The sequence below is a fragment of the Halomonas halocynthiae DSM 14573 genome, from assembly GCF_000425725.1.
Classification (GTDB): domain Bacteria; phylum Pseudomonadota; class Gammaproteobacteria; order Pseudomonadales; family Halomonadaceae; genus Halomonas; species Halomonas halocynthiae.
In genome coordinates, this window is record NZ_KE384440.1 from 466,662 (window position 1) to 491,082 (window position 24,421).

Consider the following 24,421-nt stretch of genomic DNA (forward strand, 5'->3'; position numbering starts at 1 on the left):
TACGTTACGTACAGAGATCGTGATTTTTTACTTTATTTAACATGGTTGTTATGGTCAAGTAAAACCGGTCGCCGGTTTATCGTTAATCCAATGCTTTTTTTCTGATTTTTACTACCACCGTTATATTGATTAGGGCTGATCCATCTGTAATACCCGGTTACATAGTTCACGATATGGTGTTCCCCCTGCACGAGTGAGTGAGAGTCATATGTTGGTATCCATTCAACTCGGAGGCTCCTGAAAAACCTCTCCATTAGGAAAGCGCTGATCAGTTTGGGTTCGAGTGGCTGAGTCGCCTTGCGGTTCGAAGGTATGAGGCGTTTGGCTTTCAAGGCTTTCTGCGAGAAATGATGCTGAGTTTTGGAAGTTGGTTCAGAACATAATCCGTGCTGACACGTCGACATTCTTGGTATTACGCCTTCGCCTTTATTTCGTACCCGAGCATGCTGGCTGGCGTTATATATGAGGTAATGAATGACTAGCCCCCGGGTCTTGGTCTGACTGGGGGCTTTCGTTTGGCCTGGGTAATTTACCTGGCCGCTAGTGCGACGCTGGTTTTCGAGCGGTTGGGCCGGCTGATGGTGTGGGTGATCCAGTTGCCGGTGGCGGCGAGGGCGTTAAGGTCGATGCCGGTGTCGATACCCAGGCCGTTGAGCATATACACCACGTCTTCAGAGGCTGCGTTGCCGGAGGCACCTTTGGCATAGGGGCAGCCGCCAAGGCCAGCCACGGAGCTGTCGATGACGGCCACGCCTTGCTCGAGTACAGCGTAGAGGTTGGCTAGCGCTTGGCCGTAGGTGTCGTGGAAGTGGGCAGCGAGCTTGTCGATAGGGATCTCGCGGGCGACGGCGTCGATCATGCGCTTGGCGGCTAGCGGTGTGCCGGTGCCAATGGTGTCGCCCAAGGAGACTTCATAGCAGCCCATGTCATACAGCGCTTTAGCGACTTCAGCGACCTTGGCTGGAGCTATCTCGCCTTCGTAGGGGCAGCCCAGCACGCAGGAGACATAACCGCGCACGCGCACGTTGGCTTGCCTAGCGCGTTCAAGCACCGGCGCAAAGCGTTCCAGTGACTCGTTGACTGAGCAGTTGATGTTCTTCTGTGAGAAAGACTCCGACGCAGCACCAAATACCGCGACCTCTTCAACGCCGCATGCAAGAGCCGCTTCGAGTCCCTTAAGGTTGGGGGTGAGTGCTGAGTAGGTGACGCCGTCGCGGCGTTTGAGGCCGGTTATCACGTCATGGTGATCCGCCATCTGCGGAACCCACTTAGGAGACACGAAACTGGCTGCTTCGATATGGCGGATGCCCGCTGCGCTCAAGCGTTCGATCAGTTCCAGCTTGGTTTCGGTGGCGATAGGGTCTGGCTCGTTTTGGAGCCCGTCGCGGGGGCCAACTTCGACCAAGCGTACCTGTTGGGGAAATGCCATGGGGTGTCTCCAGTCCTATTCCTCGGGGGCGAATTCCAGCAGCACGTCGCCTTGACCTACGGTGTCGCCAGCAGAGAAATGGAAGCTTTCTACTTGGCCGTTGGTGGGGGCGTTGATGGTGTGCTCCATTTTCATGGCTTCCATGACCATTAGCGGCATGCCTTTTTCAACACGCACTCCGGGCTCTTGTAGCAGGGTGACTACGGTGCCATGCATGGGGGCGGTGAGAGTCGATTCGGCTTCGTGGTGGCCGTGGTCGATGCTGTCGATACGATTCCAGTAAAGGCGCGTTTCGCGTTGTGAGTCCACCATCACGACAATGTTGCGCTCGCGCTCGCCAACTAGCCGAGCTTGTAAACGACGGCGGTGACCGTTCAGGGTGATAGCGACGGCGTCGCCTTCTAATGAGCTAATCGTGGCGTGTAGCGTTTCATTACCAATGGTCAGTTGCCAGTCGTTGGCGCCGGCGGCTCGCTGGCCCTCAACTACGCAGAATTCAGCATCGGCAGGCACGTTTTGGCCTTGACCCTGGGTAATTGGGCACAGGGCAATGCGAATGGTGCGTGGCGCATTGAGGCGAAAGCCGTCGTGACGGTCCCAGGGTGAGTGGCTTTCGCTCTCACGGGCCAGCTGGTGCAAGCCGACCAGCGCAGCGCTAGCGTAGTTTTCATGGGTATAGCGATGTTTGGCGAACAGGCTATCTTCGTGGCGCTCAATAAAGCGCGTATCAACGTTACCCGAGGCGAAGTCCGGGTGTGTTGCCAAGCGCTGAAGAAAAGCACGGTTGGTGACGACGCCTTGAACATCCAGTGCGGCCAGGGCGCGGTTCAGTGTGGCTAGAGCTGCCGCACGATCGGGGCCATGAACAATCAATTTGGCCAGCATTGGGTCGTAGTGCATCGATACCGTATCGCCGCTTTCTACGCCACTATCCAGGCGTACTTGCTCGGGTGTGAGGCCTGCGCCTTCAAGGTCAACATGAAAGCGGCTCAGGGTGCCGGTGGCGGGCAGAAAGTCTTGCTCTGGGTCTTCAGCGTATAAGCGCGCTTCGAAACTATGCCCGTTGATGCTCAGCTCTTGCTGGGTGCAGGGCAGAGATTCCCCCATGGCCACGCGCAGCTGCCATTCCACCAAGTCCTGGCCGGTGATCATTTCGGTGATGGGGTGCTCCACCTGCAGGCGGGTGTTCATTTCCATGAAATAGAACGACCCATCGGCATCCAGCAAAAACTCTACTGTGCCGGCACCAACGTAGCCGATTTCTTGGGCGGCACGCACGGCAGCGTCACCCATTTTGCAGCGTAGTGCTTCGCTCATGCCCGGTGCGGGCGCTTCTTCCAACACTTTTTGATGGCGGCGTTGCACGCTGCAGTCGCGCTCAAACAGGTAGACACCGTTGCCGTGGCTGTCGCAGAACACTTGAACTTCAACGTGGCGCGGTTGGGTCAGGTATTTCTCGATTAGCATGCGGTCGTCGCTGAAGGCAGCGCGAGACTCGCGGCGACAGCCATCCAGCATGGCCTGAAACTCATCGCCAGACTCAACCACGCGCATTCCCTTGCCGCCGCCGCCAGCGCTGGCCTTAAGTAGTACTGGGTAGCCGATACTGTCGGCTTCACGGCGTAGCAGAGCGTCATCTTGGTCAGCGCCGTGGTAGCCGGGTACTAACGGTACGCTGGCTTTTTCCATGCGCACTTTGGCGGCAGATTTGTCGCCCATGGCGGCGATGGCTGAGGCGGGCGGGCCAACAAAGGTGATGCCGGCGGTATCGAGCGCTTCGACAAAAGTACCGTTCTCCGATAGGAAGCCGTAGCCGGGGTGAATCGCACCGGTGCCGGTACGCTGAGCTGCTGCGATAACGGCTGCAACATCCAGGTAGCTTTCGCGGGCGGCGGCTGGGCCAATACGCACAGCTTCATCGGCTTCGCGCACATGGCGGGCGTTAGCGTCGGCATCAGAATAAATAGCCACGGTGCGTAAGCCCATGGCGCGAGCAGTGCGCATGATGCGGCAGGCGATTTCGCCACGGTTGGCGATCAACAGCGTATCGAAGCGCTTGATGTGTGAAGCTGGCGTCAGGGTCATGAGTTGCGCTCCGTATTGGTAGAGGGTGCCCAGGCTGGGCGACGTTTTTCAAAGAAGCTGCCAAGGCCTTCCTGACCCTCGGCGCTGACGCGCAATTTGCTGATCACTTGGCAGGTAAGCTCGCGGGTGGCGTCGCTGTCAGGGGCTCGGGCAACGTCGGCCAGTAACGCCTTGGTGGCAAAGCTGGCCTGGGGTGAGGTACCTAGCAGGGTGTCGAGTATGGTGTTAACCGCCATATTCAGGGCCCTGTGCTCTGGGTCGGCGTCGACAAGGTGATGTACCAAGCCCAGTTTTTCAGCGGTGGCGGCATCCATTACTTCAGCGGTTAGTGCATAGCGGCGCATTTGGCGCTCGCCAAGCGCGCGTTGTACATAAGGGCTGATGACTGCCGGGGATAGGCCAATGCGGACTTCGGACAGGCAGAATTTAGCTTTTTCGGAGGCGATAACGATGTCGCAGCAGGCAGCCAGGCCGACAGCGCCGCCAAACGCAGCACCTTGCACGCGGCATAGCGTAGGGCAAGGCAGGGTATCGAGCTGGTGCATTAGCCGCGACAGTTCGCGGGAGTCGGCGAGGTTGCTGTCGACGTCGTACTCGACCATGCGCTTCATCCAGCCAAGATCGGCACCAGCAGAGAAGCTTTTGCCGTCAGAGCCCAACACCATTGCGCGAACTTCGCCGCGCTCGGCGGCATTGCGCACTTGGGTTAGGTGCGCGTTGATTTCGCCGATCAGACTGTCATCAAAGGCATTGTGAACGTCGGGACGTTTGAGCGTTAGCCAAGCAATACCACGGCTGTCGATCTCGAGCAGGGAAAATGCTGTCGTTGTCATGGTATTTCCCCTACATCCGGAACACGCCAAAGCGTGTTTCTTCGATTTCGGCATTCATGGCAGCAGCCAGTGACAGGCCTAGCACATCGCGGGTTTGGGCAGGGTCGATTACGCCGTCATCCCACAGGCGGGCGCTGGCGTAATAGGGGTGGCCCTGGTGCTCGTACTGATCGCGGGTGGGTTGCTTGAAGGCTTCTTCTTCCGCGGCGCTCCATGCCTGACCATTACGTTCGAGCTGTTCGCGTTTGACTTGTCCCAGTACGCCCGCAGCCTGCTCGCCACCCATGACTGAAATGCGCGCATTGGGCCACATGAACAGTAGGTTGGGGTCGAACGCGCGGCCACACATACCGTAGTTGCCCGCACCGAAGCTACCGCCGATCAATACGGTGAATTTGGGCACTTTAGCACAGGCCACGGCGGTAACTAGCTTAGCGCCGTGCTTGGCAATGCCTTCGTGTTCATACTTAGAACCCACCATGAAACCGGTGATGTTCTGCAAGAACACCAGCGGAATTTTGCGCTGGGCACAAAGCTCGATGAAGTGCGCCCCTTTAACGGCGGATTCCGAGAACAGTACGCCGTTGTTAGCGACAATACCCACTGGGTGACCGTGAATATGGGCAAAGCCGGTGACTAGCGTATCGCCATAGTAACGTTTGAACTCGTCGAAGTTGGAGTCATCAACAATGCGGCCGATCACTTCGCGCACGTCAAACGGTTTTTTGAGGTCGGTGCCGACGATGCCGTATAGCTCATTGGGGTCTAGACGCGGTGGCTTGGGCTCAGCCATGGCTAGTTTGCCGCGCTTCTGCCAGTTAAGGCGCGACACGCAGGCGCGGGCCAGTTGTAAGGCATGAGCGTCGTTTTCTGCGTAGTGATCAGCTACACCACTGACTTTGGCGTGAACATCGGCTCCGCCGAGGTCTTCGGCGCTGATCGACTCGCCAGTGGCGGCTTTTACCAGTGGCGGCCCACCCAGAAAGATGGTGCCTTGCTCTTTAACGATGATCGATTCATCGGCCATGGCTGGCACATAGGCGCCACCAGCGGTGCACGAACCCATGACCACGGCAATTTGCGGGATGCCTTCCGATGACAGCGTGGCTTGGTTATAAAAGATTCGGCCAAAGTGATCGCGGTCGGGAAAGACTTCATCCTGGCGTGGCAGAAAGGCGCCGCCGGAATCGACCAGATAGATACACGGCAGGCGGTGCTTGCGGGCAATCTCCTGGGCGCGCAAGTGTTTCTTTACCGTCATCGGGAAATACGTGCCGCCCTTGACTGTCGCGTCATTAGCGACAATCACGCACTCCACGCCGGACACTCGGCCAATACCGGTGACCAAACCGGCAGCGGGAATCGGGTCGTCATAGACGCTATGAGCGGCCAGCGCAGAAAACTCGAGAAAGGGCGAACCTTCATCGAGCAGGTGGTCGATACGATCGCGCACAAATAATTTGCCACGCGACTCATGGCGCGTACGAGATGTCTCACCACCGCCCTGGCTGATGGCGGCGGTCAGCTTGTTGAGTTTGCCGACCTCGCTGCGCATGGCCGCATCGCGGGCCTGAAAGTCCTCGGCGCGCGGGTTGATCTGGGTTTGCAGGATGCTCATTTATCCCTCCGGGACACAGGCGTTAGGCTTATTTTGATTCGTTGAAGATTTCGCGGCCGATCAGCATGCGGCGCACTTCACTGGTGCCAGCGCCAATTTCATAGAGCTTGGCATCACGCAGTAGGCGTCCGGTGGGATACTCGTTGATATAGCCGTTGCCGCCTAGAAGCTGAATGGCATCCAGGGCAACTTGGGTTGCTTTCTCTGCGCAATATAAAATGACGCCCGCGGCGTCCTTGCGCGAGGCGTTGCCACGGTCACAGGCAGCGGCGGCGGTGTAGAGATAGGCGCGACACGCGTTCAGCGTGGTGTACATGTCGGCAATTTTGCCTTGAATCAGTTGGAACTCGCCGATGGACTGGTTGAACTGTTTACGTTCATGGACGTAAGGCACCACGATGTCCATGGCTGCCTGCATGATGCCGATAGGGCCGGCGGCGAGCACGGTGCGTTCGAAGTCTAGGCCGCTCATTAAAACGCGTACCCCACGATTGACCTCGCCCAATACGTTTTCTGCCGGTACCTCACAGTCTTCAAATACCAGCTCGCACGTATTGGAGCCGCGCATGCCGAGCTTGTCGAGTTTTTGGGCGGTAGAGAAGCCCTTAAAGCCTTTTTCGATAATAAAAGCGGTGATGCCCTTTGAGCCGGCGTCGGGGTCGGTTTTGGCATAAACCACCAGCGTATCGGCGTCGGGCCCATTAGTGATCCACATTTTGTTGCCGTTTAGTACATAGTGGTCACCGCGCTTTTCTGCTTTGAGGCGCATGGAAACCACATCAGATCCAGCACCTGGCTCAGACATGGCCAATGCGCCGACATGCTCGCCGCTGATCAGTTTGGGCAGATATTTGGCTTTCTGTTCGGCGTTGGCATTGATCTTGATTTGGTTAACGCACAAGTTGGAATGCGCGCCGTAAGAAAGCCCCACGGAGGCGCTAGCGCGGGAGATTTCTTCTAGCGCAATACAGTGTGCTAAGTAGCCCATACCGCTGCCACCGTCTTCATCAGGTACGGTGATTCCAAGCAGCCCCATATCGCCGAATTTTTTCCACAAATCGTTGGGAAACTCATTTTTTTCGTCGATTTCGGCAGCACGGGGTGCGATTTCATCGCGGGCGAAGGCGTTAACCTGTTCGCGCAGCATGACGAGGGTCTCATCGAGGCCGAAGTCGAGAGGGGCGTAGAGGCTATGCATAAGAGAAACTCCCAGAGTGATTCTGTGTGCAACTTGCGGTAAGTGAGTATGGCAATATCTTAAGACTAGAACAGGTTTACGTTAACGTAAAGGTTAGGCTTGAAAACCTACGGCCACTGCCATGATTTTTCAGTTCAGAGCGGGAAAAGATCCACGAAAAAAATCGCTTAGAGACTTGGGCTTAGAGCGCAGTGGGGCGTACAAGAAATGGCGATAGAGATGGGGTAATGAAGACGAGGCTTAAGGAAGAGAAAAGTAAACAGCTGCCGGGGTAACCCCGGCAGCTGTTCGTCCAGCAAGCTATCTCTCCGCTTTAGCGATCCAGCTGATTAGATGCTGTTAAATAGTACGATGAGTACCAGTGCTGGGCATACGGCCCAAATGTACCAAGGCCATATTTTCCAAAACAGCGACTTTTCGATGTCTGGCGCACCTTGGCGTAATTCATTTAATTTTACATTCCGTGACAATAGCCAACCGACGTATAGGCAGGTCACGGCACCAATTAATGGCATGCTGTAGGTAATCGTGAAGGTGATCGCTAAGCCGAACAGGACATCAAAATACATTAAAATCAGTGTGGTGATCGCAAGAATGAGGGAGCCCATTAGCAGGGTGCCTGGGCGTCGTGAAATAACACCCGTTTCTACAACGGTGGCCACGGGTACCTCAAGTACAGGGAACATCGAGGTCAGAGCAGCGATAGCCAGTAGGGCAAAAAATAGCACTTCAAGTGCTGCACCCAAACTGCCCAGCTCGTTGAACATTGCGGGCATGACATCAAATAACAGGGTGGCAGAACTTTGTACTTGGCCAGCGTCATTAAAAATGTTCACGCCAAGGTTGTTGGCAACGAACATGGAGGGCACGATCAGTAGCCCAGCAATGAAAGCAACTCCCATGTCAATGAACATGACCTGAGCACCAATACGCGGCAAATTCGTGTCGCGACTCAGATAAGAGCCATAGATCGCCATAGCACCAACGCCAATAGATAGCGAGAAAAATGCCTGGCCCATGGCGTCCATCACTAGTTGGCCATTTACCTGTGAGAAGTCTGGTACCAGGTAGGTAGACAGCCCCTGTGATGCGCCAGGCAATGTCATGAAGATAACCGTCAGTAGCAGCATGAGTAATATCAGTAAGGGCATCAATCGCTTGGACCAGCGCTCGATACCTTTATTGACGCCGCGCAGAACGACGGAAACGCAGATCAACATGGCTAGGCTGGCAAATAGCCAGTCTGTCCAGAAGCCACCAGCAGTCAAACCTGCTGCCCAGCTGTCTAAGCCTATTAGGTCAAAAAACGGTGCCAGCGTATATTTGAGTAGCCAGCCGGTAACAATGGCGTAGAACGCCTGGCCAAGACACGCAGTCACAACGGCTAGGCTGCCGACGCCGAGCCCCACATGTTTTTTGATTCCCTGACCTCCCACTTTGGTCATGGCATTGATGATGCCGCTTTGCGCGTAGCGACCTAGAGTCAGCTCTGCCATGAGGGCGGGGTAGGCCAGAACAAATGCCATTATCACGTAAATGATCAGAAAGGCACCGCCGCCATTGTTGGCGGCCATGGAGGGAAAGCTCCATACATTGCCCAGCCCTACGGCAGCACCTGCTGCTGCCATGAGGAAGCCGAATCGCGAGGAAAATTGTGCTCTTGTTGTCATAGTTTTCATTTCTCTAAGAGGTGCCAGGATTCGGCAGCTTTATTGTTTTGACTCACCGCTAGAGCAAGTAGCGAGGTGATCTAGAACATCGAAGTGGTTGCACCCAGGTAAGTCCATGATGTTGGCTGTGCCGCCAACGTTCAGTATCGCTGCGAAAAACTCATGACACTGGCGGCGAAAAGCCGGTGTATCGTGTTCTGCGATAATGAGGTGTACTGGCGGTAAGCCAGATAGCTTGCCAAAACGTGGGCTGAGTAAGTGGGCTCGGGCGGCGTCTAGTCCTAGGGGGGCGTTGACATAGGTCTCCGTTAGTGGCGTTAAGTCAAAAACGCCACTGACTAGCAATAGCTCGTCGATGGGAGTGCTGTCTTTAGCTGCGGCTTCCGCGGTTGCTACCCAGAAGGCCAGCTGGGCTCCGGCACTATGGCCGCCGAGTACCAGTGACCTATGGCCCCCCTGGGACTTGAGCTGAGTGATCGCAGCTCTTAGTCCTTGGTGGCACTGCTCTATCATCGTCTCGATAGACACCTGTGGGGCCAGCTCATACCCCAAGGAAGCGAAGGCCATGCCGCGTTCCAGGTAATGCTTGGCGAGAAAGTTGGTCGCGGTATGGCTGAGCTCCTGCCAGTACCCTCCGTGAATGAACACCATAAGCGGCCAGGGGCCTTTCCCTTCAGGTACGAACAGGTCTAGGCAGGCCGCTGGGTCCTTTCCATATTGCAGGTGCTGAGGTGCATGAGCTGCAGCAAATGCATGCCCCTGTGAAGCCTGTTTCGCGAGGATATCTTCGAAACCAGGCGCATAAAGACTTGGTGAGTATTCCTTGTCTAGTGCTTGCTGACTCATAACGTTTTACCTTTTGTGTCAGGTCACGGAGGTGCGAACGTTGAAGCGCGGGTCTTTATATTCGCCGCTTTCAAGTACGTCGCGAACATGCTGGGCGGCTTGCCAGACGTCTTCGTAACTGAGATATAACGGGGTAAAGCCAAAGCGTAGTAAGCCGGGTTCGCGGTAATCACCGATGACACCTCGGGCGATCAGCGCTTGAATGATGGCGAAGCCATTCTCTTTGTCGATTAGCGCAACCTGGCTGCCTCGTTCGTCAGTCTCTGGGGTAATGTCCTCGATACCGTAGGGGGCGAGCAGGTCAGCGAGGCAGTCACGAAATAGTTCGGTGAGGCGCAAGCTCTTGGTGCGCAAGGACGTCATATCGACCTCCGTCCACATCGTTAGAGAAGCTTCCAGAGCGCTGTAGATCAGTGCTGAGTGAGTGCCGGTACGAAAGCGGGTTATGTCGTCAGCCGGCACGTAGTTTTCGTCGAAAGCAAAGGGCGCGGCATGGCCGTGCCAGCCAGTGAGTGGCTGCCAACCGGCATCCTGATACTCGCGATGGGTGTAAAGGAAGGCCGGCGCGCCAGGGCCGCCGTTAAGGTACTTGTAGGTACAGCCCACGGCGTAGCGTACGCCACAGTCGTTCAGTGAAATGGGTAACGCGCCAGCGGAGTGGGCTAGATCCCAGATAACCTCAGCACCCTGACTATGTACCTGGCGGGTAATTTCTGCCATGTCACGTAGCTTGCCGGTACGGTAGTTGACGTGGCTCAGCACCACGACGGCGACGTCGCCCAGTTGCTCTGTAAGCTCAGTGCCCTCGGGCAAGAAACGGTGCTCATGGCCACTGAGGCGACAGAAGCCTTGGGCAATATAGCCATCCGTGGGGAAATTCCCCCCCTCGCTTAGCACCACACGGCGTCCATCGCGATGTTGGTCGGTGATGTAGCCGAGCAGCTTGTATAGATTGAGCGTGATGTTATCGGTGATGATAACCTCACCTTCGCTTGCGCCGAGTAGGGGGGCAAGCAGGTTACCGAGGCGCTCAGGGGCGTCAAACCAGCCCTGATTCCAGCTTTTTATCAACTCATCGCGCCACTGGTCCATGGTGTCTGCGACGGCCCCTCGGGCAGCAACAGGTTGTGCGCCTAGCGAGTTGCCATCGAGGTAGAGGATGCCTTCAGGCAGAGCAAATTGTGATTTGAAGCCTGATAGTGGGTCCTGGCGATCGAGCTCGCGAACTGCGTCGAGGGTTATGTGCATAATGTTTCCAGAAAGTAGGAATTAATGGACGTCGCCTTAAGCGGGCGAAGCAATGCCTGATCGCCAGTCGGGTTAACGCTCAGGCTTCACTGGTCTGTTTGTCGGTTCAGTGTGGAATTTTGGGGTTGGTTTGGCTCCACACCGAGTACATGTCCACCATGATCTCGTTCATGATGTTTTGCAGTTCTGTCGCGGTGATTTCCTCTTCACCCTGCTTGCCGAAGATCACCACTTCATCACCTGAGTTGACATTGGGAATGTCGGTGACATCGACCATAAAGGTATTCATGGTAATACCGCCGACCACGGGTGCGCGTTGACCGTTGATCAGCACGTTACCCTGGTTGGCGAAAATACGTCGATAACCGTCGGAGTAACCAACGGGAATGTTGGCCAGCTTTGAATCACGCTCCAGCGTGTAGGTATGGCCATACACTACCCCAGCGTTGGCTGGGTAGTCGTTAACACTAGCGACCCGGGTTTTGAAGGTCATTAGACGGTCGAATTGCGGGTAGCTACTGTCGCCATAGAGGATACGGCCTGGGCGAACCATATCGAAGTGGGCCTCGGGCAACTCCATGGTGAGAAATGAGTTGGCTGCGTGAAGAGTGATGTTGCTGCGGTCTAGGCCTGCCTGATTGATCAGCCAGTTGGCGTCTTCTTTAAACTCCTTTACTCCTTCGCGGATCTTGGCTTTATCCTCGAGGGCGAAGTGAGTCATGATTCCCACTGGCTCTAGGCCTTGGCCTTTGAGTTGTAGTATTTCCAGAGCCTGCTGCTTGTTGGAATCCACTTCCATGCCGTTTCGACTCATTTCGCCGGAATTCAGCGCCAAGTGGAAAGGCACGGTTGTTTCCTGGCTAGCTGCGGCCTCGGCAAGCGTTCGTGCGACGTCTAGGTTGCCAACCATTTCTTCAACGCCGTACTGCATGCCCGCTAGCATTTCACCTAGCGGAGCTGCTCGTAGTCTTACAATACGGGCCTCAAAACCGCTCTCGCGGACGACTCTGGCTTCTTCATTACTCGTGATTCCAACACAGGAAATTCCTTGCGCGATCACCGTTGGCATCAGTAGAGAAATGCCATGACCATAGGCGTCGGCCTTCATAGTCGGACATATCTGGGTGTCGCCCAGGTGCTCTTGCAGGGCCGTCAAGTTGCGCTCGAAGGCGGCGGTATCAATTTCTATCCAGGCATTGGACCATTGAGTTACATCACTGGCTTCGGACACGGCTCGCTCGTTTGGCAGCAAGGGGGCTGCCATGGCCTGGGTATGGGTTACTAGAGCGAGTGCAGAAGCCGTGGCGAGAGCGATTGCTTTGGTTTTTTTATTCATTATTTTACCTCGTATCTTGAATCGGTACGCATAGAGACTGGGATGACTCATGGCATCGAGCCGGTCGGCTTTGTGTCTTGCACCTAAGGCGTCGCCATATAAACATTCTAGAGGTAGTTGCTAACAATGAATTTGCTTTTTGTCCTGGGTTTTGACACTTTAATAAAAACTTTTTGTATAAATTTATGTTTGGATGAAAAATGATTGCGTTTGATCGCTTTGATGTGAAAATTTTGTATGAGCTGCAGCGTGATGCCAGTATGACGCTGGGCGTACTTTCTGAGGCGGTTAATCTATCGACCAGTCAATGTTCGCGGCGTATCACGCGTTTACAACAGGAAGGCGTTATTCTGGGGTATTCGCTGAGGCTGGATCCGTTGGCGCTGAACCTTAAAGTGACGGCGTTTATATTTTTGTCTATGGATAAGGGGTTGCTGATTTCACCCCATGACGCTGTCGCTGGTTTGCTGGCTTGGGATGAGGTTGTTGAGTGCCATACAGTGACGGGGAGTTACGACTATATACTCAAAGTGGTGGTAGAGAATTTGGCCGCGTTGTCAGCTTTTTTGTCAGATGTTGTGAGTCCAATGCATGGTGTCAGAGATATCACGACACAAGTGGCCATGAATATTTTGAAAAGCAACGGGCCCCTGAAGTTGGATATGTCTGCTGTGACGTCTTGAGTATGTTGTTATATGGTTGATTTAGATGAATATTTTAATGTATTGGCTGTCAGCGCATTAGCAGTTTGCCTTCAATGGGTATAAAGCGGGTGGCTGAGCGCATTAGGGCGGCGGCGGTCAGTGCTGCTACGCCGTACACTTCAACCTCTACGTTGTGTTCTTCGCGCAACGCATCGGCCAGCATAGCGAAATCTCCATCACCCGAGGCCAGTACCACGATATCGGCGCTGCTGCCGTAGCGCATGGCGTCCAGTGTGATGCCAACGTCCCAGTCGCCTTTAGCTGAACCGTCAGCACGTTGTATGAACGGCTTTAGGCGCATCTCAAAACCGATACCGCGCAGGATATTCTGAAATTGGCGTTGGCGTGTGTCGCCACGGTCGATAGCGTAAGCGAATGCTTTGTCAACGTGACGCCCTTGGGTTGCCATGGCCCATAACGTGTTGTAGTTGACGTGTTTGCCGTAGGTCTGGCGTGCAGTGTAATAGAGGTTTTGCACATCAATCAGTAGCACAACGTTTTTTGTGGGCGAGGCTGTAGCGCTTTCGTTAATGTCCGGCATATCACTTTCTGTATTGGGCTATGGCTGAGCATGTGCAGTGGTGATACAGCAGGCCTAGGTTCCGTGCGCCAGGGCCCGCTGTATCTCGATGGTGTTGATTCATGGCCTTGATAGGGGCTAGCGGTGGTAGGGGCGAAGCAGTCCTGACAATTCACCGCACTGAGGCATGCTGTCCTCAGGATTGAATATGATATCAGAGTGCGCGATGACGTAGCTTTTTCCGCTGATGGTATTTTCTACGACGCGGTGTTCACCTTGCTGGTGCGTGCCGGTAAATTTACCAACAAAGCCGGTTTCGCGTAGCGATACGGTTTGCAAGCTGTCGCCGAGTTTAATGCGACCCTCGAAGTGCATCAGTGCGAGCCGTGCGGACGTGCCTGTTCCTGTTGTGCTACGACAGATCACGCCAGGGTGAACGTAAGTGGTGGAGCGTGAGCGGTAATAATCGTCGCTGAGCTGCTCTACTGGCCCCATGAAATGCAGAAACGGTAAAGGGCCGACATCGCCTAGGCTATAGTGGCTAAAACTGCGCTCTAAGCGAATGGCTTCGACGATGCGATGGGCGCATTCAGCAAGCGCGCGCTCTTCTTCGCGCACTAGTGAGAAGCCAAGCTCTGTGGCGTCTACCAACGCGTAGAAGCCGCCGCTGTAGGCCACGCTGTAAGTAACGCTGCCCATGCCCGGGACTTCGACGGTGGCACGGTAGGTGTCGATATAACTCGGCAAGCCGGCGCAGGTAATGGCTTCGACCACGCCATTCTCGACCCGTGCTTCAATTTGTACCAGGCCCGCAGGTGATTCGAGAGCAAAATGCTGAATGCCTTCCTGCTTGGGTACGATGCCAGACTCAAGAACGGCCGTTGCTGTACACAGAGTGTTGGAACCTGAGTAGATGGGATAGCCCATCACTTCCATGATGATATAGCCCGCTGCGGCACGGGGGTCGCTGGCGGGTACAATCAGGTCTACGGACATTTCGGGAATGCCGTAAGGCTCCTCCAGCAATAGACGGCGCAGGCCATCGGCTTCGTCGCGCAGATACTCCATCTGGGCGCGCACGGTGTTACCTGGCAGCGGTGAAATACCGCCAAGTACGATTCGGCTGACATCGCCACCGGCATGGGTGTCCATCAGTTTCAGCGTGAGGGGTTGTGCGAGAAAGGGGGCGAGAGGCTGACTCATTGTGCTGCCTCCAGTGCCAGGGTGGAGATGGACTCTAGTGCAAAAGGAGCGCCGTGCTGGGCCCATTCGCTGTCTGGTACGATGACGATTTTCCCTAGGTAGTTAGTGCCGCGATTGACGAAGTAGCGCTCAGCCTGATGCAGCTCGGAAAGTCTGAAAGCGGCATGGAGTACTGGCTTGAGTCGTCCTTGGCGGATCCACTCCATGAGCTGTTCCGCTTCTTCTCGGGTGCCATGGGAGACACCGAAAAGCTGCACTTGATACAGGTAAATACGTGTCCACATGATCTCACTGACATTACCTGCACTGGCTCCAGCGATGGACAAACGCGGATAACTTTGCCGAGCGTTCATGTCAAAGATCATGGTGTCGATGAATAAATCCGTCATCTTACCGCCAGCTAGGTCCATCACCGCATCGATAGGTGCACCGCCGGTCACCGCTTTAACTTGTTCGGTGAAGTTGTGCATATCAGCACGGTCGAGCACGGCTTCGGCACCTAGGGCGAATAATGCGTCGGCTTTATCGCCCTGGCTTAGTGCGTAAGGAATGGCCCCGACAATGCGGCATAGTTGTATCAGCGCTGTGCCCACACCGCCGCTGGCACCGGTAACTAAGACGTGTTCGCCAGCACTGATGCTGGCTGAGGTCATCATGTGGTAGGCGGTTTGATAAGAACACATGCCCATGGCGGCCAGTTCGGCGTCGGCTAGATCAGGGTTGGCAATGTGGTGAAACTGGTCCGACGGCACGGCGATATATTCGGCAAAGCCGCCGTCAGCGCCGTGGCCATAGTAGTCTGGCGTTAGGTTAAGGTCGCGGCGCTGGCTGCCATACAAGTTGAAGTCGAGCAGGCCGCGCTCTCCGATACGCGAGATGTCGACGTCGCGGCCTACGGCGACGACGCGGCCAACGACATCAGCCCCCTGGATGCGGGGGAAGGTCAGCGTAGGTGTGCCGCCCATGGCAAAGGAGGCAACGTCGTTTTTATCTTTGGTTGGGTAGAGTCCTTCGCGGGCCTTGCGATCGGTATTATTTTTAGCGGTAGCAGTGACTTTGACCAGTACTTCGCCAGTAGCGGGTGTCGGTGTGGGTACATCCTGTTGGTAGACCAATTGGTCGATGTCGCCATGGCCGGTTAGCAGCATGGCTGCCATGTGAGGTGGCGTCGTATCGTTCATTATTAGGCTTCCTTGCGTTATTGGTTTTGTTAATGGGCCGGGTCGACGGTGCTGTTCAGAGATGTATTAACCCGAAACCAGCCAGCAATGCTGGCGCGAGGCAGGCGGGTGGGTAGCACGGCATGGGGGATCTGTTCAGACAAAAAACAGGCAAAGGTGCCCGCTTTGGGCTGTACTCGAGCTATTATCTGCTGTTCTTCTTCACAGTCTTGACCGACAGGCGCTGCCGTTTCTGGTGTAAAAATCGCCATTTCTCCTCCTGCATCACTGGGCCAGTCGGGGTTTAGGTAGCTGACGGTGGAAATAACACGGTTGGCGCGACCACGAAAACTGTCCAGATGCCGTTTGTAGAAAGCCCCGGCAGGGTAGTAGGCAAAGTGTGCCTCGTATTCGAACAATCCTAGAAACAATGCTTTATTGAGAGCCTGCTGTAGCTCGCCCATGGCGTCTAAGTAGCGACGCTGTGCCTGACTTTCACGGTTCAACCACTGAATGGTATCGCCTCGGATGTCGGTGCGTCGATGGTGGTCGCGTCCGCGACCAATGCCTGCCGCAGTTAACGCATTGTGCTCGGCTTTTCGCATGACCTCGTCAAATAAAGGGGCGTGTAGCGAAGGAGAAATAAAATCATGACCCACATACCAGCCTTGTTCGACCAAGGCGTTGATCAGTTCATTGAGACGGTGTTCAGGAAGCAACGTATGCGTTGGATTCATCTTGGGGGAAGACCACGCTCAGGGTGATGGCGGAGTGTGCCTAACGGCCGCTCGAAAAGATTGATTTGCATGTTGAAACCTTCAGCTAAGAGTTCTACCAGCATCATTGCAGAGAGCCCCCAAATCACATGCTCATCTTGACGGTAGCTGGGAACGTAATAACGGCGCCCGTTAACTGGGATGACGTCGGTATATTCACGCTGGTCAGCAAGAAAGTGTTTAAGTGGTACTTCGAAAATACTGGCGATTTCGCCAGGGTCTGGACGCAAAGACAGGTTGGGTGGAACGATGCCAACATAAGGTGTGACCTTGATCCCATGCAGTGAAACAACGTCAGAAAGCTGCCCGATAACGTCAACCTGAGAGGGGGGGAGCGCAATTTCTTCTTCGCTTTCGCGCAACGCTGTGGCTAGCAGGTCTGTGTCGTTGGCTTCACGCTTGCCGCCTGGAAAGGCCACTTGGCCGCTGTGTGTGCTCAAGTGGGCAGCGCGTAGTGTGAACAGTAACGTAGGCTCAGGGTGCGTGACCACGGGGATGAGTACCGCAGCTTCTGGCATGGCAAGCTCTAAGCGTTTAGGCGTGTTAACTTGCAGGCGCTCGCGGAGTTTCTCTAACATGGGGGTTCCGTTGAGTTTAATAGCCATTAATCACTACTGCCATAAGATCCGTCAAGCTGGGCGCGTTATACGGCAGGCCATTCGGGGAGTGTCATGAAATATTGCAGCCACTGTGGTCAGGCGGTTCGTTTGGTTATTCCTGACGGCGATGATCGTCCGCGTCATGTGTGCCAATCATGTCACGCCATTCATTACCAGAACCCACGTATTGTTGCCGGTACGCTGACGGTGAGCGGTAGCCGCGTACTGTTGTGTCGACGAGCAATTTCTCCACGGCAAGGCTATTGGACACTACCTGCGGGGTTTATGGAAAACGGTGAAACAACCCCTCAGGCTGCGGCACGTGAGACAGATGAAGAAGCGTGTGCCAAGGCGCGCCTGCACGGACTATATACACTGATTAATCTGCCGCATATCAACCAGGTGTTCATGATTTTTCGTGCTGACCTGGAGGGCAGCTTTGCGCCGGGGCCTGAGAGCCTTGAGGTCGCCTTGTTCGAAGAAGATGAGATTCCTTGGGATCAGCTGGCTTTCCCTACCATTGAGCGCACGCTGCGCCATTTTTTTGAAGACCGAATCAGCGGTGAGTTTCCGCTGCATCTTAGCGACATTACCCCTGACCGTGAGCGTCACTCTGGCGCAGGCTGAGGGCATTGCTGTCGCGCGTACCTTATACGTTAAGCGTGTTCGATACGCCACACATCAAAGGCCGGCTCCTCATAGGGGTGGGCATGCTTTAGCGCCTCAATTGCTGCGTGAACCAGCTCATCCTTGCAGACCAGTTCGATCTTGAGTTCATCCACGAACTCAAGTGTCCCCACCTGGCCCAGGTGGGGGTTGGCGCCCTGCAATGGTCGGAACTGTCCTTGGCCGCGCGTCGTAAAACAGCAGGCCTCATAATTACCCATCTGCCCCGCACCGGTGGCGAACACCGCTTGCTTGACGCGGTCGGCGTTGGTTTCCGGTACGAAAAAAGCCATTTTGTACATGCTACATCTCCTTACGATATCCGCCTTGAGCTATTTGAATATCAGCTTGGGTCTACTGCAGTAAATAACAGTGGCGAGCGGCTGAGAGAAACCCAAGCGCATGCGGTAGGTCATATTTGTTCAACAGTTTAGTAGTATGCTAACGACAACGCCGTGTAATGCAGTGACTGCGCGAGGATTTTTCATGGATCGACAGGATGACAGCTTGGGTGTGTTGGCAATCGACCACTCCGCTCGCCGGCTGATGGGTAATATTACCGAGCTGCGTCAGCTGCAGCGGCAAAATCTGCATGCCAGTATGCAGGCACGTCGGCAGGAAGTGACTCAGTCTTTGTTTGAGGGCAACCTGTCGATGCCTTGGCCTGCAGACTGGGTGGAGTATTTACTGGATGCGGGTGAGCGCAGCGTGCTGTTTTGGGATACCTTGCGTCAGCGGGCGGATAAAATGTCTGGAGCCGTCAGAATCCGGCGTTGTGGTGGTTGCCTGAAGCTGCTGAGCGGGTGCGTGAATCGCGCCATGCCGTCAGCCCGGAAAATCCGCTACTGGCCTGGCAGGGGCTGGCTTCGCGCAATATCATTAATGCGTTGGACAGCTGGCGCGACCTTCGTGATGCTGCAGGTGAGCTGGCATTCCACAGTATTTACGGTTACCTGAGCATGCTCAGCAATGCCGCTTCGTCATCAGCCACCACACAGCATGGCGATAGCACAAGCCAAGAGAGCAGAGAACAGCTTCGTAGAGCCTTGTCAGAAGGTGGTGAGCTTGAGGCCGGTCTGCGCGTGTTGCTGCTGTTCGCCAAGGCGGATGGCAAACTGGCCAAGTCCTCTCTGGAAAAGGTCATCGAAGGTTATCGCAAGATAGCAACGCACCTGCCGGATGTTGCGACGATTCGTCAGATTATGAACCAGCAGAATCTGCTGGTCTTCACTTACCCCGAGGAAAGCCTGCAGCAGCTACCTAAGTTGGTGCCGGAAGCGGCTGCGCGACAGCGGATTCTCGATACCGTTGGCAGGATTGAGCCGGCCTGGTGCCGTGGTGACGGTGACACGGGAAAGTTGTGGGCTGAGTTACAGAAGCTGCTTGGGCCATCCGTCAGGGCGTCAAAAAGTCCATGAGGCGCAAGTGGAAAGCACCAATGTTAGACGTCAGGTTATTGCTGATGCAGGTCAGCCAGATGTTAGTCTGGTGCGTGCGGGTTGGTTTTCTTGGGCGACAGGAACGGAACGATGAAGCAGGCAAGTAAAAAATCCATCATCAAGTTATTGATAGGCGTTGTGGTCGTCGCGGTGGCCGCGCTGATGGCGTGGCAAATGCTCAAGCCCAACGGGCTAGGCGACGGCTTTGCCAGCGGCAATGGCCGGATTGAGGCAACAGAGATTGATGTGGCAACCAAACTGCCTGGTCGTTTGATGGAAGTGCTGGTGGCCGAGGGCGACTTCGTTGAGCCAGGGCAGGTGATTGCACGCATGAACACCGATACCCTGGACGCTGAGCTGGCGCAGGCCAGTGCCCAGGTGCACCAGGCAGAGCATGCCCTGGAAACTGCTCGTGCCGTGGTTGCCCAGCGGCAAAGCGAAGAAACCACGGCCCAGGCGATTGTGCAGCAGCGTCAGGCGGAGCTCAGTGCCGCCCAGAAACGTTATCAGCGCACCGCGGCTTTGGTGCAGCGTAATGCGGTATCACGCCAACAGCTCGATGACGATCTGGCCGCCCGCCAGAGCGCTGAAGCGGCTGTTTTGGCATCACGCTCTCAGGTGCTAACTGCCGAGGCAGGCATCAACTCAGCGCGCTCCCGGGTCGTTGAAGCGGAATCTGCCATCGCTGCCGCCAAAGCCGGTGTGTCACGCATCCAGGCAGATATTGAAGACAGCGAACTCAAGGCAGATCGGCTGGCTCGGGTGCAGTACCGTATTGCTCAGCCTGGTGAGGTGCTGGGCTCTGGTGCCAAGATCGTCAACTTGGTAGACCTCACTGATGTCTACATGACGTTCTTTCTGCCGACCCATGATGTGGGGCGGGTCGGTATCGGCGATGCTGCTCATATCGTGCTCGATGCGGCCTCTGAATACGTGGTGCCGGCCCAGGTCAGTTATGTCTCCAGTGTCGCTCAGTTCACGCCCAAAACCGTCGAGACCGAGAGTGAGCGGGAGAAGCTGATGTTTCGCGTCAAGGCGCGTATTGATCCGCAGCTGTTAATGAACCATGTGGAGCAGGTCAAAACCGGTCTGCCCGGTGTGGCTTATCTCAAACTCGATGACGAGATTGAGTGGCCGGTTGAGCTGCAGGTCAACGTGAAATCATGACGGGATTTGAGGACAGCGTCGTCAGCCTGAAAGACGTCACCTTGCAGTATGGCAGGTCACGCAGCGAAAAGGTTCGGGCACTGGACGCTTTGAGTCTTGAAGTTCCCAGCGGTCGCATGGTGGGACTGATTGGTCCCGACGGCGTGGGTAAGTCGAGCCTGATGGCATTGGTTTCCGGGGCGCGGCGCATCCAGCAGGGCAGTGTTCGAGTGCTGGGTGGAGATATGGCTAATGCCGAGCATCGACGTCTGTCCTGCCCACGTATCGCTTATATGCCCCAGGGGCTGGGAAAGAACCTGTATCCCACGCTGAGTATTCGTGAAAACCTTGAATTCTTTGGGCGATTGTTCGGGCAGAGCAAAGCTGAGCGGAACCTGCGGATCGAGGATTTGACCCGCAGTACAGGTTTAGAGGATTTTACCGAGCGTCCGGCGGGCAAGTTGTCCGGCGGGATGAAGCAGAAGCTCGGGTTGTGTTGTGCTCTGATTCATGACCCTGATCTGCTGATTCTTGATGAGCCTACCACCGGGGTTGACCCTCTGGCGCGCAATCAGTTCTGGGAGCTGATTGCGCGTATACGCGATGAGCGCCCTCATATGAGTGTGATGGTTGCCACCGCCTATATGGACGAGGCAGAAGGCTTCGACTGGCTTGTTGCCATGGATGAGGGCCAGATTCTGGCGACCGGTACGCCAGCCGAGATGCTGGAGCGTACCGGTCGCGATAACCTTGAGCAGGCGTTTATTGCCCTGCTGCCGGAGGCCAAACGCGCCCTGCATCAAGAGGTCATTATTCCGCCGCGTGAAGCCAGCGATGAAATTGCCATCGAAGCCCACGGGCTGACTAAGTGCTTTGGTGACTTCACCGCGGTGGATCACGTTAATTTTCGTATTGAGCGTGGTGAGATCTTTGGCTTTCTTGGCTCCAATGGGTGTGGTAAGTCCACCACCATGAAGATGCTGACCGGGCTCTTACCGTTTAGCGAAGGGGAGGCTTTCCTCTTTGGTCAGCCGGTGGATCCCAATGATCTGGATACACGTCAGCGGGTCGGCTATATGTCTCAAGCGTTCTCTTTGTACAGCGAGCTGACTGTTCGGCAGAACCTTGAGCTGCATGCGCGCCTTTACCAGATTAACGGCAAGGAGCGCGAAGCGCGTATTCAGGAAGTGATCGAGCGTTTTTCCCTGGGGCCGGTGGTTGATAGTCTGCCGGCAGGTCTGCCGTTGGGCGTACGCCAGCGCCTGTCGCTAGCGGTGGCGGTGGTTCACCGGCCGGAGATATTGATTCTTGATGAGCCTACCTCTGGTGTCGATCCGGTGGCACGCGACAGCTTCTGGGTAGAGCTTATTCGCATGTCCCGGGAAGAGCAGGTGACTATTTTTATCTCCACCCACTTCATGAATGAAGCCCTGCGCTGTGATCGCATGTCGCTGATGCATGCCGGCAAGGTACTGGACAGCGATACACCACAGGCGCTGCAGCAGAAACGTGGCGCGGCAACGCTGGAAGCCGCTTTTATCGCCTATCTCGAAGATGCCAGCGACGAGAGTGCTCCTGAGAGCTCGTTCGATTCTGAGCAGGAGGCAGCGCCGCCGCAGGCGCTCCAGAAGGGCAGTGCGCCGCCGCCGTCGCGCTTCAGCTTCCAGCGGCTGTTCAGCTATACGCACCGCGAAGCCATGGAATTACGCCGTGATCCGGTGCGCGGTATGCTCGCGCTGTTTGGCAGTGTGCTACTGGTATTCATCATTGGCTATGGCATCAGCTTGGACGTGGAAGATCTGTCCTATGCGGTGCTCGATTACGATCAGACCACCAGCAGTCAGGCGTATTCGCTGAACCTGGCGGGGTCACGTTACTTTGTTGAAACGCCGCCATTGACCAGTATTGATGAACTCGATGAGCGTATGCGTGCCGGTAAGATCAGCCTCGGGGTGATCATTCCTCCTGGCTTTGGGCGCGATCTTAAGCGCGGTGCTACGCCTGAAATCGCCTTCTGGGTCGATGGCTCCATGCCGACTCGCGCCGATACCATTAAGGGCTATGCCCAGGGAATTCACATCGACTATCTCAAGACATTGGCTCGGGAGTCGCTCGGCGTGGATGCTGACGGCGGTGCGGATGTTGCTCTGCGCTACCGCTACAACCCTGATGTACAAAGCCTACCGGCCATGGTGCCAGCGGTCATTCCCATACTACTGATGATGATTCCGGCGATGCTCACGGCCCTCGGCGTGGTGCGCGAGAAAGAAATGGGGTCGATCATCAATTTCTACGTCACTCCGGTCACGCGGACAGAATTCCTGCTAGGTAAACAGCTGCCCTATGTGGTGCTGGGTATGCTGAATTTCCTGATCATGGTGGCCCTGGCGGTGTTCTTCTTTGATGTGCCGGTCAAGGGCAGTTTTCTTACCCTGACCCTTGCTGCGCTGCTCTATGTGTTCTGTGCCACTGGGCTTGGGCTCTTGATGTCTTCGGTGCTCAGCAGCCAGATTGCCGCGGTTTTCGGTACCGTTATCGTTACTCTGATTCCTGCTGTGCAGTTCTCTGGGATGATTCACCCGGTGTCTGCTATGGAGGGTATCGGTGTCGTCATTGGTCACATTTATCCAACTGCCCATTTCCTGATCATCAGCCGTGGGGTGTTTGCCAAGGCGCTGGGTATGGCGGACCTGTATGCCTATTTCGTTCCCTTGTTGCTGGCGATTCCCGTGCTGCTCTTGGTTAGCATCGCTGGGCTGAAACAGCAGGAAAAATGACATGCGCTTTCTGACTAACATCCTGCAGCTGGGTATCAAGGAACTGCGCAGCCTGAGCCGAGATCCTGCGCTGGTGCTGTTGATTATCTATGCCTTCAGCCTGAGCATCTATTCCAGTGCTACGGCGGTACCCGAGGCGCCGTTTCGTGCGACCATTGGCGTGGTTAATGAAGATCCGTCACCGCTGAGCTATCGCATTCTTGATGGCTTCCAGCTGCCTTACTTTCAGCCGCCCCAGGCCATCACCCATGCGCAGATGGATAGCGGTATGGACGCTGGACGTTACACCTTTACCCTGAATATTCCACCGGACTTCCAGCAGGACCTGCTGGCAGGCCGTCAGCCGACGATTCAGCTCAACGTGGATGCCACCCAGATTAGTCAGGCGTTTACCGGTGCCGGCCATATCCAGCAGATTATTAGCAGCGAAGTGACCACCTTCCTGCAGCGCTATCGCAGCCAAGGGGCGCTGCCGGTGGAGGCGGTGGTGCGTATGAACTATAACCCCAACCTGGACCGCTCCTGGTTTGGGGCGGTGAATTCGGTCATCGACCAAATCACCATGCTGTCGATCATTTTGACCGGTGCGGCGCTGATCCGTGAGCGTGAGCACGGCACCATTGAGCACCTGCTGGTGATGCCGGTGACGCCGGTGGAGATTATGCTGGCTAAGGTGTGGTCCATGGGGCTGGTGGTGTTGCTGGCCTCGGCATTCGCTTTGCGCTTCGTCGTGGGAACCTGGTTGGCGATTCCCCTTGGTGGCTCGCTGGGCCTGTTCATGCTGGGGGCTGCACTGCATTTATTCGCGACAACCTCCATGGGTATCTTCTTTGGTACCGTGGCACGCTCGATGCCGCAGCTGGGGCTATTGATCATCTTGACGCTGATTCCGTTGCAGATTCTCTCTGGCGGCATGACGCCGCGGGAAAGCATGCCGGAGATCATTCAGCGCATTATGCTGGCGGCGCCCACCACACACTTTATTGAGCTGGCTCAGTCGATACTCTTTCGTGGTGCCGGCGTCGGCATCGTATGGCCGCAGATGTTGGCGCTGGCGGTTATTGGTGGGGTATTTTTCCTGTTCGCCCTGTCGCGGCTGCGCAAGTCGCTCAGTTGAGGTTGCGCAGCCCTTTTGGGAAAAGTGGCGGGGTCATCTGTTGCCTTGCCC

General features: G+C 55.6%; 21 protein-coding genes. 6 read left to right on the forward strand and 15 right to left on the reverse strand.

The window, feature by feature from the left end; genetic code table 11:
* Positions 1 to 529 precede the first annotated feature (529 nt).
* The 9 genes from H616_RS0111450 to alr all read right to left on the reverse strand — a co-directional run bounded on the left by H616_RS0111450 (position 530) and on the right by alr (position 12,263).
* Positions 530 to 1,429 (reverse strand): hydroxymethylglutaryl-CoA lyase, encoded by a 900-nt coding sequence (locus H616_RS0111450; protein WP_027967489.1) that lies wholly within the window; start codon positions 1,427 to 1,429, stop codon positions 530 to 532.
* 15 nt (positions 1,430 to 1,444) lie between these two features.
* Positions 1,445 to 3,514, reverse strand: a complete 2,070-nt coding sequence (locus H616_RS0111455) for an acetyl/propionyl/methylcrotonyl-CoA carboxylase subunit alpha (protein ID WP_027967490.1) — start codon at positions 3,512 to 3,514, stop codon at positions 1,445 to 1,447.
* On the reverse strand, positions 3,511 to 4,347 hold the full coding sequence (locus H616_RS0111460) for an enoyl-CoA hydratase-related protein (RefSeq protein WP_027967491.1): 837 nt from the start codon (positions 4,345 to 4,347) through the stop codon (positions 3,511 to 3,513). Before H616_RS0111460 ends, H616_RS0111455 begins: the two co-directional genes overlap by 4 nt.
* 10 nt (positions 4,348 to 4,357) lie before the next feature.
* Entirely contained in the window at positions 4,358 to 5,965 is a 1,608-nt protein-coding gene (locus H616_RS0111465; RefSeq protein ID WP_027967492.1) for a carboxyl transferase domain-containing protein, read from the reverse strand.
* Positions 5,966 to 5,993: 28 nt separating this feature from the next.
* The gene (locus H616_RS0111470) at positions 5,994 to 7,163 is read right to left on the reverse strand and encodes an isovaleryl-CoA dehydrogenase (RefSeq protein WP_027967493.1); all 1,170 of its coding nucleotides are present in this window, start codon (positions 7,161 to 7,163) and stop codon (positions 5,994 to 5,996) included.
* Positions 7,164 to 7,492: 329 nt separating this feature from the next.
* The gene (locus H616_RS0111475) at positions 7,493 to 8,842 is read right to left on the reverse strand and encodes a sodium-dependent transporter (protein WP_027967494.1); all 1,350 of its coding nucleotides are present in this window, start codon (positions 8,840 to 8,842) and stop codon (positions 7,493 to 7,495) included.
* Positions 8,843 to 8,872: 30 nt separating this feature from the next.
* Positions 8,873 to 9,679 (reverse strand): alpha/beta hydrolase, encoded by an 807-nt coding sequence (locus tag H616_RS0111480; protein ID WP_027967495.1) that lies wholly within the window; start codon positions 9,677 to 9,679, stop codon positions 8,873 to 8,875.
* Between the two features lie 18 nt (positions 9,680 to 9,697).
* Positions 9,698 to 10,927 carry a kynureninase gene (kynU, locus tag H616_RS0111485; RefSeq protein WP_027967496.1) on the reverse strand — a complete coding sequence of 410 codons (1,230 nt, stop codon included), beginning with the start codon at positions 10,925 to 10,927 and terminating at the stop codon, positions 9,698 to 9,700.
* Between the two features lie 106 nt (positions 10,928 to 11,033).
* The gene (gene alr, locus H616_RS0111490) at positions 11,034 to 12,263 is read right to left on the reverse strand and encodes an alanine racemase (protein ID WP_027967497.1); all 1,230 of its coding nucleotides are present in this window, start codon (positions 12,261 to 12,263) and stop codon (positions 11,034 to 11,036) included.
* A gap of 200 nt (positions 12,264 to 12,463) precedes the next feature.
* On the opposite strand from alr, the gene H616_RS0111495 reads away from it, so the two are divergent.
* Positions 12,464 to 12,946 carry an Lrp/AsnC family transcriptional regulator gene (locus H616_RS0111495; protein WP_027967498.1) on the forward strand — a complete coding sequence of 161 codons (483 nt, stop codon included), beginning with the start codon at positions 12,464 to 12,466 and terminating at the stop codon, positions 12,944 to 12,946.
* A gap of 49 nt (positions 12,947 to 12,995) precedes the next feature.
* Here H616_RS0111495 and H616_RS0111500 read toward each other — a convergent pair whose 3' ends face one another.
* The 5 genes from H616_RS0111500 to H616_RS0111520 all read right to left on the reverse strand — a co-directional run bounded on the left by H616_RS0111500 (position 12,996) and on the right by H616_RS0111520 (position 17,204).
* Complete coding sequence (locus H616_RS0111500; protein WP_051234242.1) at positions 12,996 to 13,508, reverse strand: LabA-like NYN domain-containing protein; 513 nt, start codon at positions 13,506 to 13,508, stop codon at positions 12,996 to 12,998.
* Positions 13,509 to 13,625: 117 nt separating this feature from the next.
* Positions 13,626 to 14,690: a proline racemase family protein gene (locus tag H616_RS0111505; protein ID WP_051234245.1), complete on the reverse strand. Its 1,065-nt coding sequence runs from the start codon at positions 14,688 to 14,690 to the stop codon at positions 13,626 to 13,628.
* Complete coding sequence (locus H616_RS0111510; protein ID WP_027967501.1) at positions 14,687 to 15,871, reverse strand: alcohol dehydrogenase catalytic domain-containing protein; 1,185 nt, start codon at positions 15,869 to 15,871, stop codon at positions 14,687 to 14,689. Before H616_RS0111510 ends, H616_RS0111505 begins: the two co-directional genes overlap by 4 nt.
* Before the next feature lie 29 nt (positions 15,872 to 15,900).
* Complete coding sequence (locus tag H616_RS0111515; protein ID WP_027967502.1) at positions 15,901 to 16,587, reverse strand: 2OG-Fe(II) oxygenase; 687 nt, start codon at positions 16,585 to 16,587, stop codon at positions 15,901 to 15,903.
* Positions 16,584 to 17,204 (reverse strand): CoA pyrophosphatase, encoded by a 621-nt coding sequence (locus H616_RS0111520; protein ID WP_027967503.1) that lies wholly within the window; start codon positions 17,202 to 17,204, stop codon positions 16,584 to 16,586. The genes H616_RS0111515 and H616_RS0111520 overlap by 4 nt, the downstream gene beginning before the upstream one ends.
* 93 nt (positions 17,205 to 17,297) lie before the next feature.
* Here H616_RS0111520 and H616_RS0111525 point away from each other — a divergent pair, with 93 nt between their 5' ends.
* Positions 17,298 to 17,852 (forward strand): NUDIX hydrolase, encoded by a 555-nt coding sequence (locus H616_RS0111525; protein ID WP_027967504.1) that lies wholly within the window; start codon positions 17,298 to 17,300, stop codon positions 17,850 to 17,852.
* Positions 17,853 to 17,881: 29 nt separating this feature from the next.
* Here H616_RS0111525 and H616_RS0111530 read toward each other — a convergent pair whose 3' ends face one another.
* Positions 17,882 to 18,193 (reverse strand): YqfO family protein, encoded by a 312-nt coding sequence (locus H616_RS0111530; protein WP_027967505.1) that lies wholly within the window; start codon positions 18,191 to 18,193, stop codon positions 17,882 to 17,884.
* A 501-nt stretch (positions 18,194 to 18,694) separates the two neighbouring features.
* On the opposite strand from H616_RS0111530, the gene H616_RS0111540 reads away from it, so the two are divergent.
* The 4 genes from H616_RS0111540 to H616_RS0111555 all read left to right on the forward strand — a co-directional run bounded on the left by H616_RS0111540 (position 18,695) and on the right by H616_RS0111555 (position 24,370).
* Positions 18,695 to 19,309 carry a DUF3141 domain-containing protein gene (locus tag H616_RS0111540; RefSeq protein WP_240470585.1) on the forward strand — a complete coding sequence of 205 codons (615 nt, stop codon included), beginning with the start codon at positions 18,695 to 18,697 and terminating at the stop codon, positions 19,307 to 19,309.
* Between the two features lie 111 nt (positions 19,310 to 19,420).
* A complete protein-coding gene (locus tag H616_RS0111545; protein ID WP_027967508.1) occupies positions 19,421 to 20,497 on the forward strand; it encodes an HlyD family secretion protein in 1,077 nt (358 codons plus the stop codon).
* Positions 20,494 to 23,253 (forward strand): ribosome-associated ATPase/putative transporter RbbA, encoded by a 2,760-nt coding sequence (gene rbbA / locus H616_RS0111550; protein ID WP_027967509.1) that lies wholly within the window; start codon positions 20,494 to 20,496, stop codon positions 23,251 to 23,253. The genes H616_RS0111545 and rbbA overlap by 4 nt, the downstream gene beginning before the upstream one ends.
* Position 23,254: 1 nt before the next feature.
* Positions 23,255 to 24,370, forward strand: coding sequence for an ABC transporter permease (locus H616_RS0111555; RefSeq protein ID WP_027967510.1), 1,116 nt, complete (start codon positions 23,255 to 23,257; stop codon positions 24,368 to 24,370).
* Positions 24,371 to 24,421: the final 51 nt, after the last annotated feature.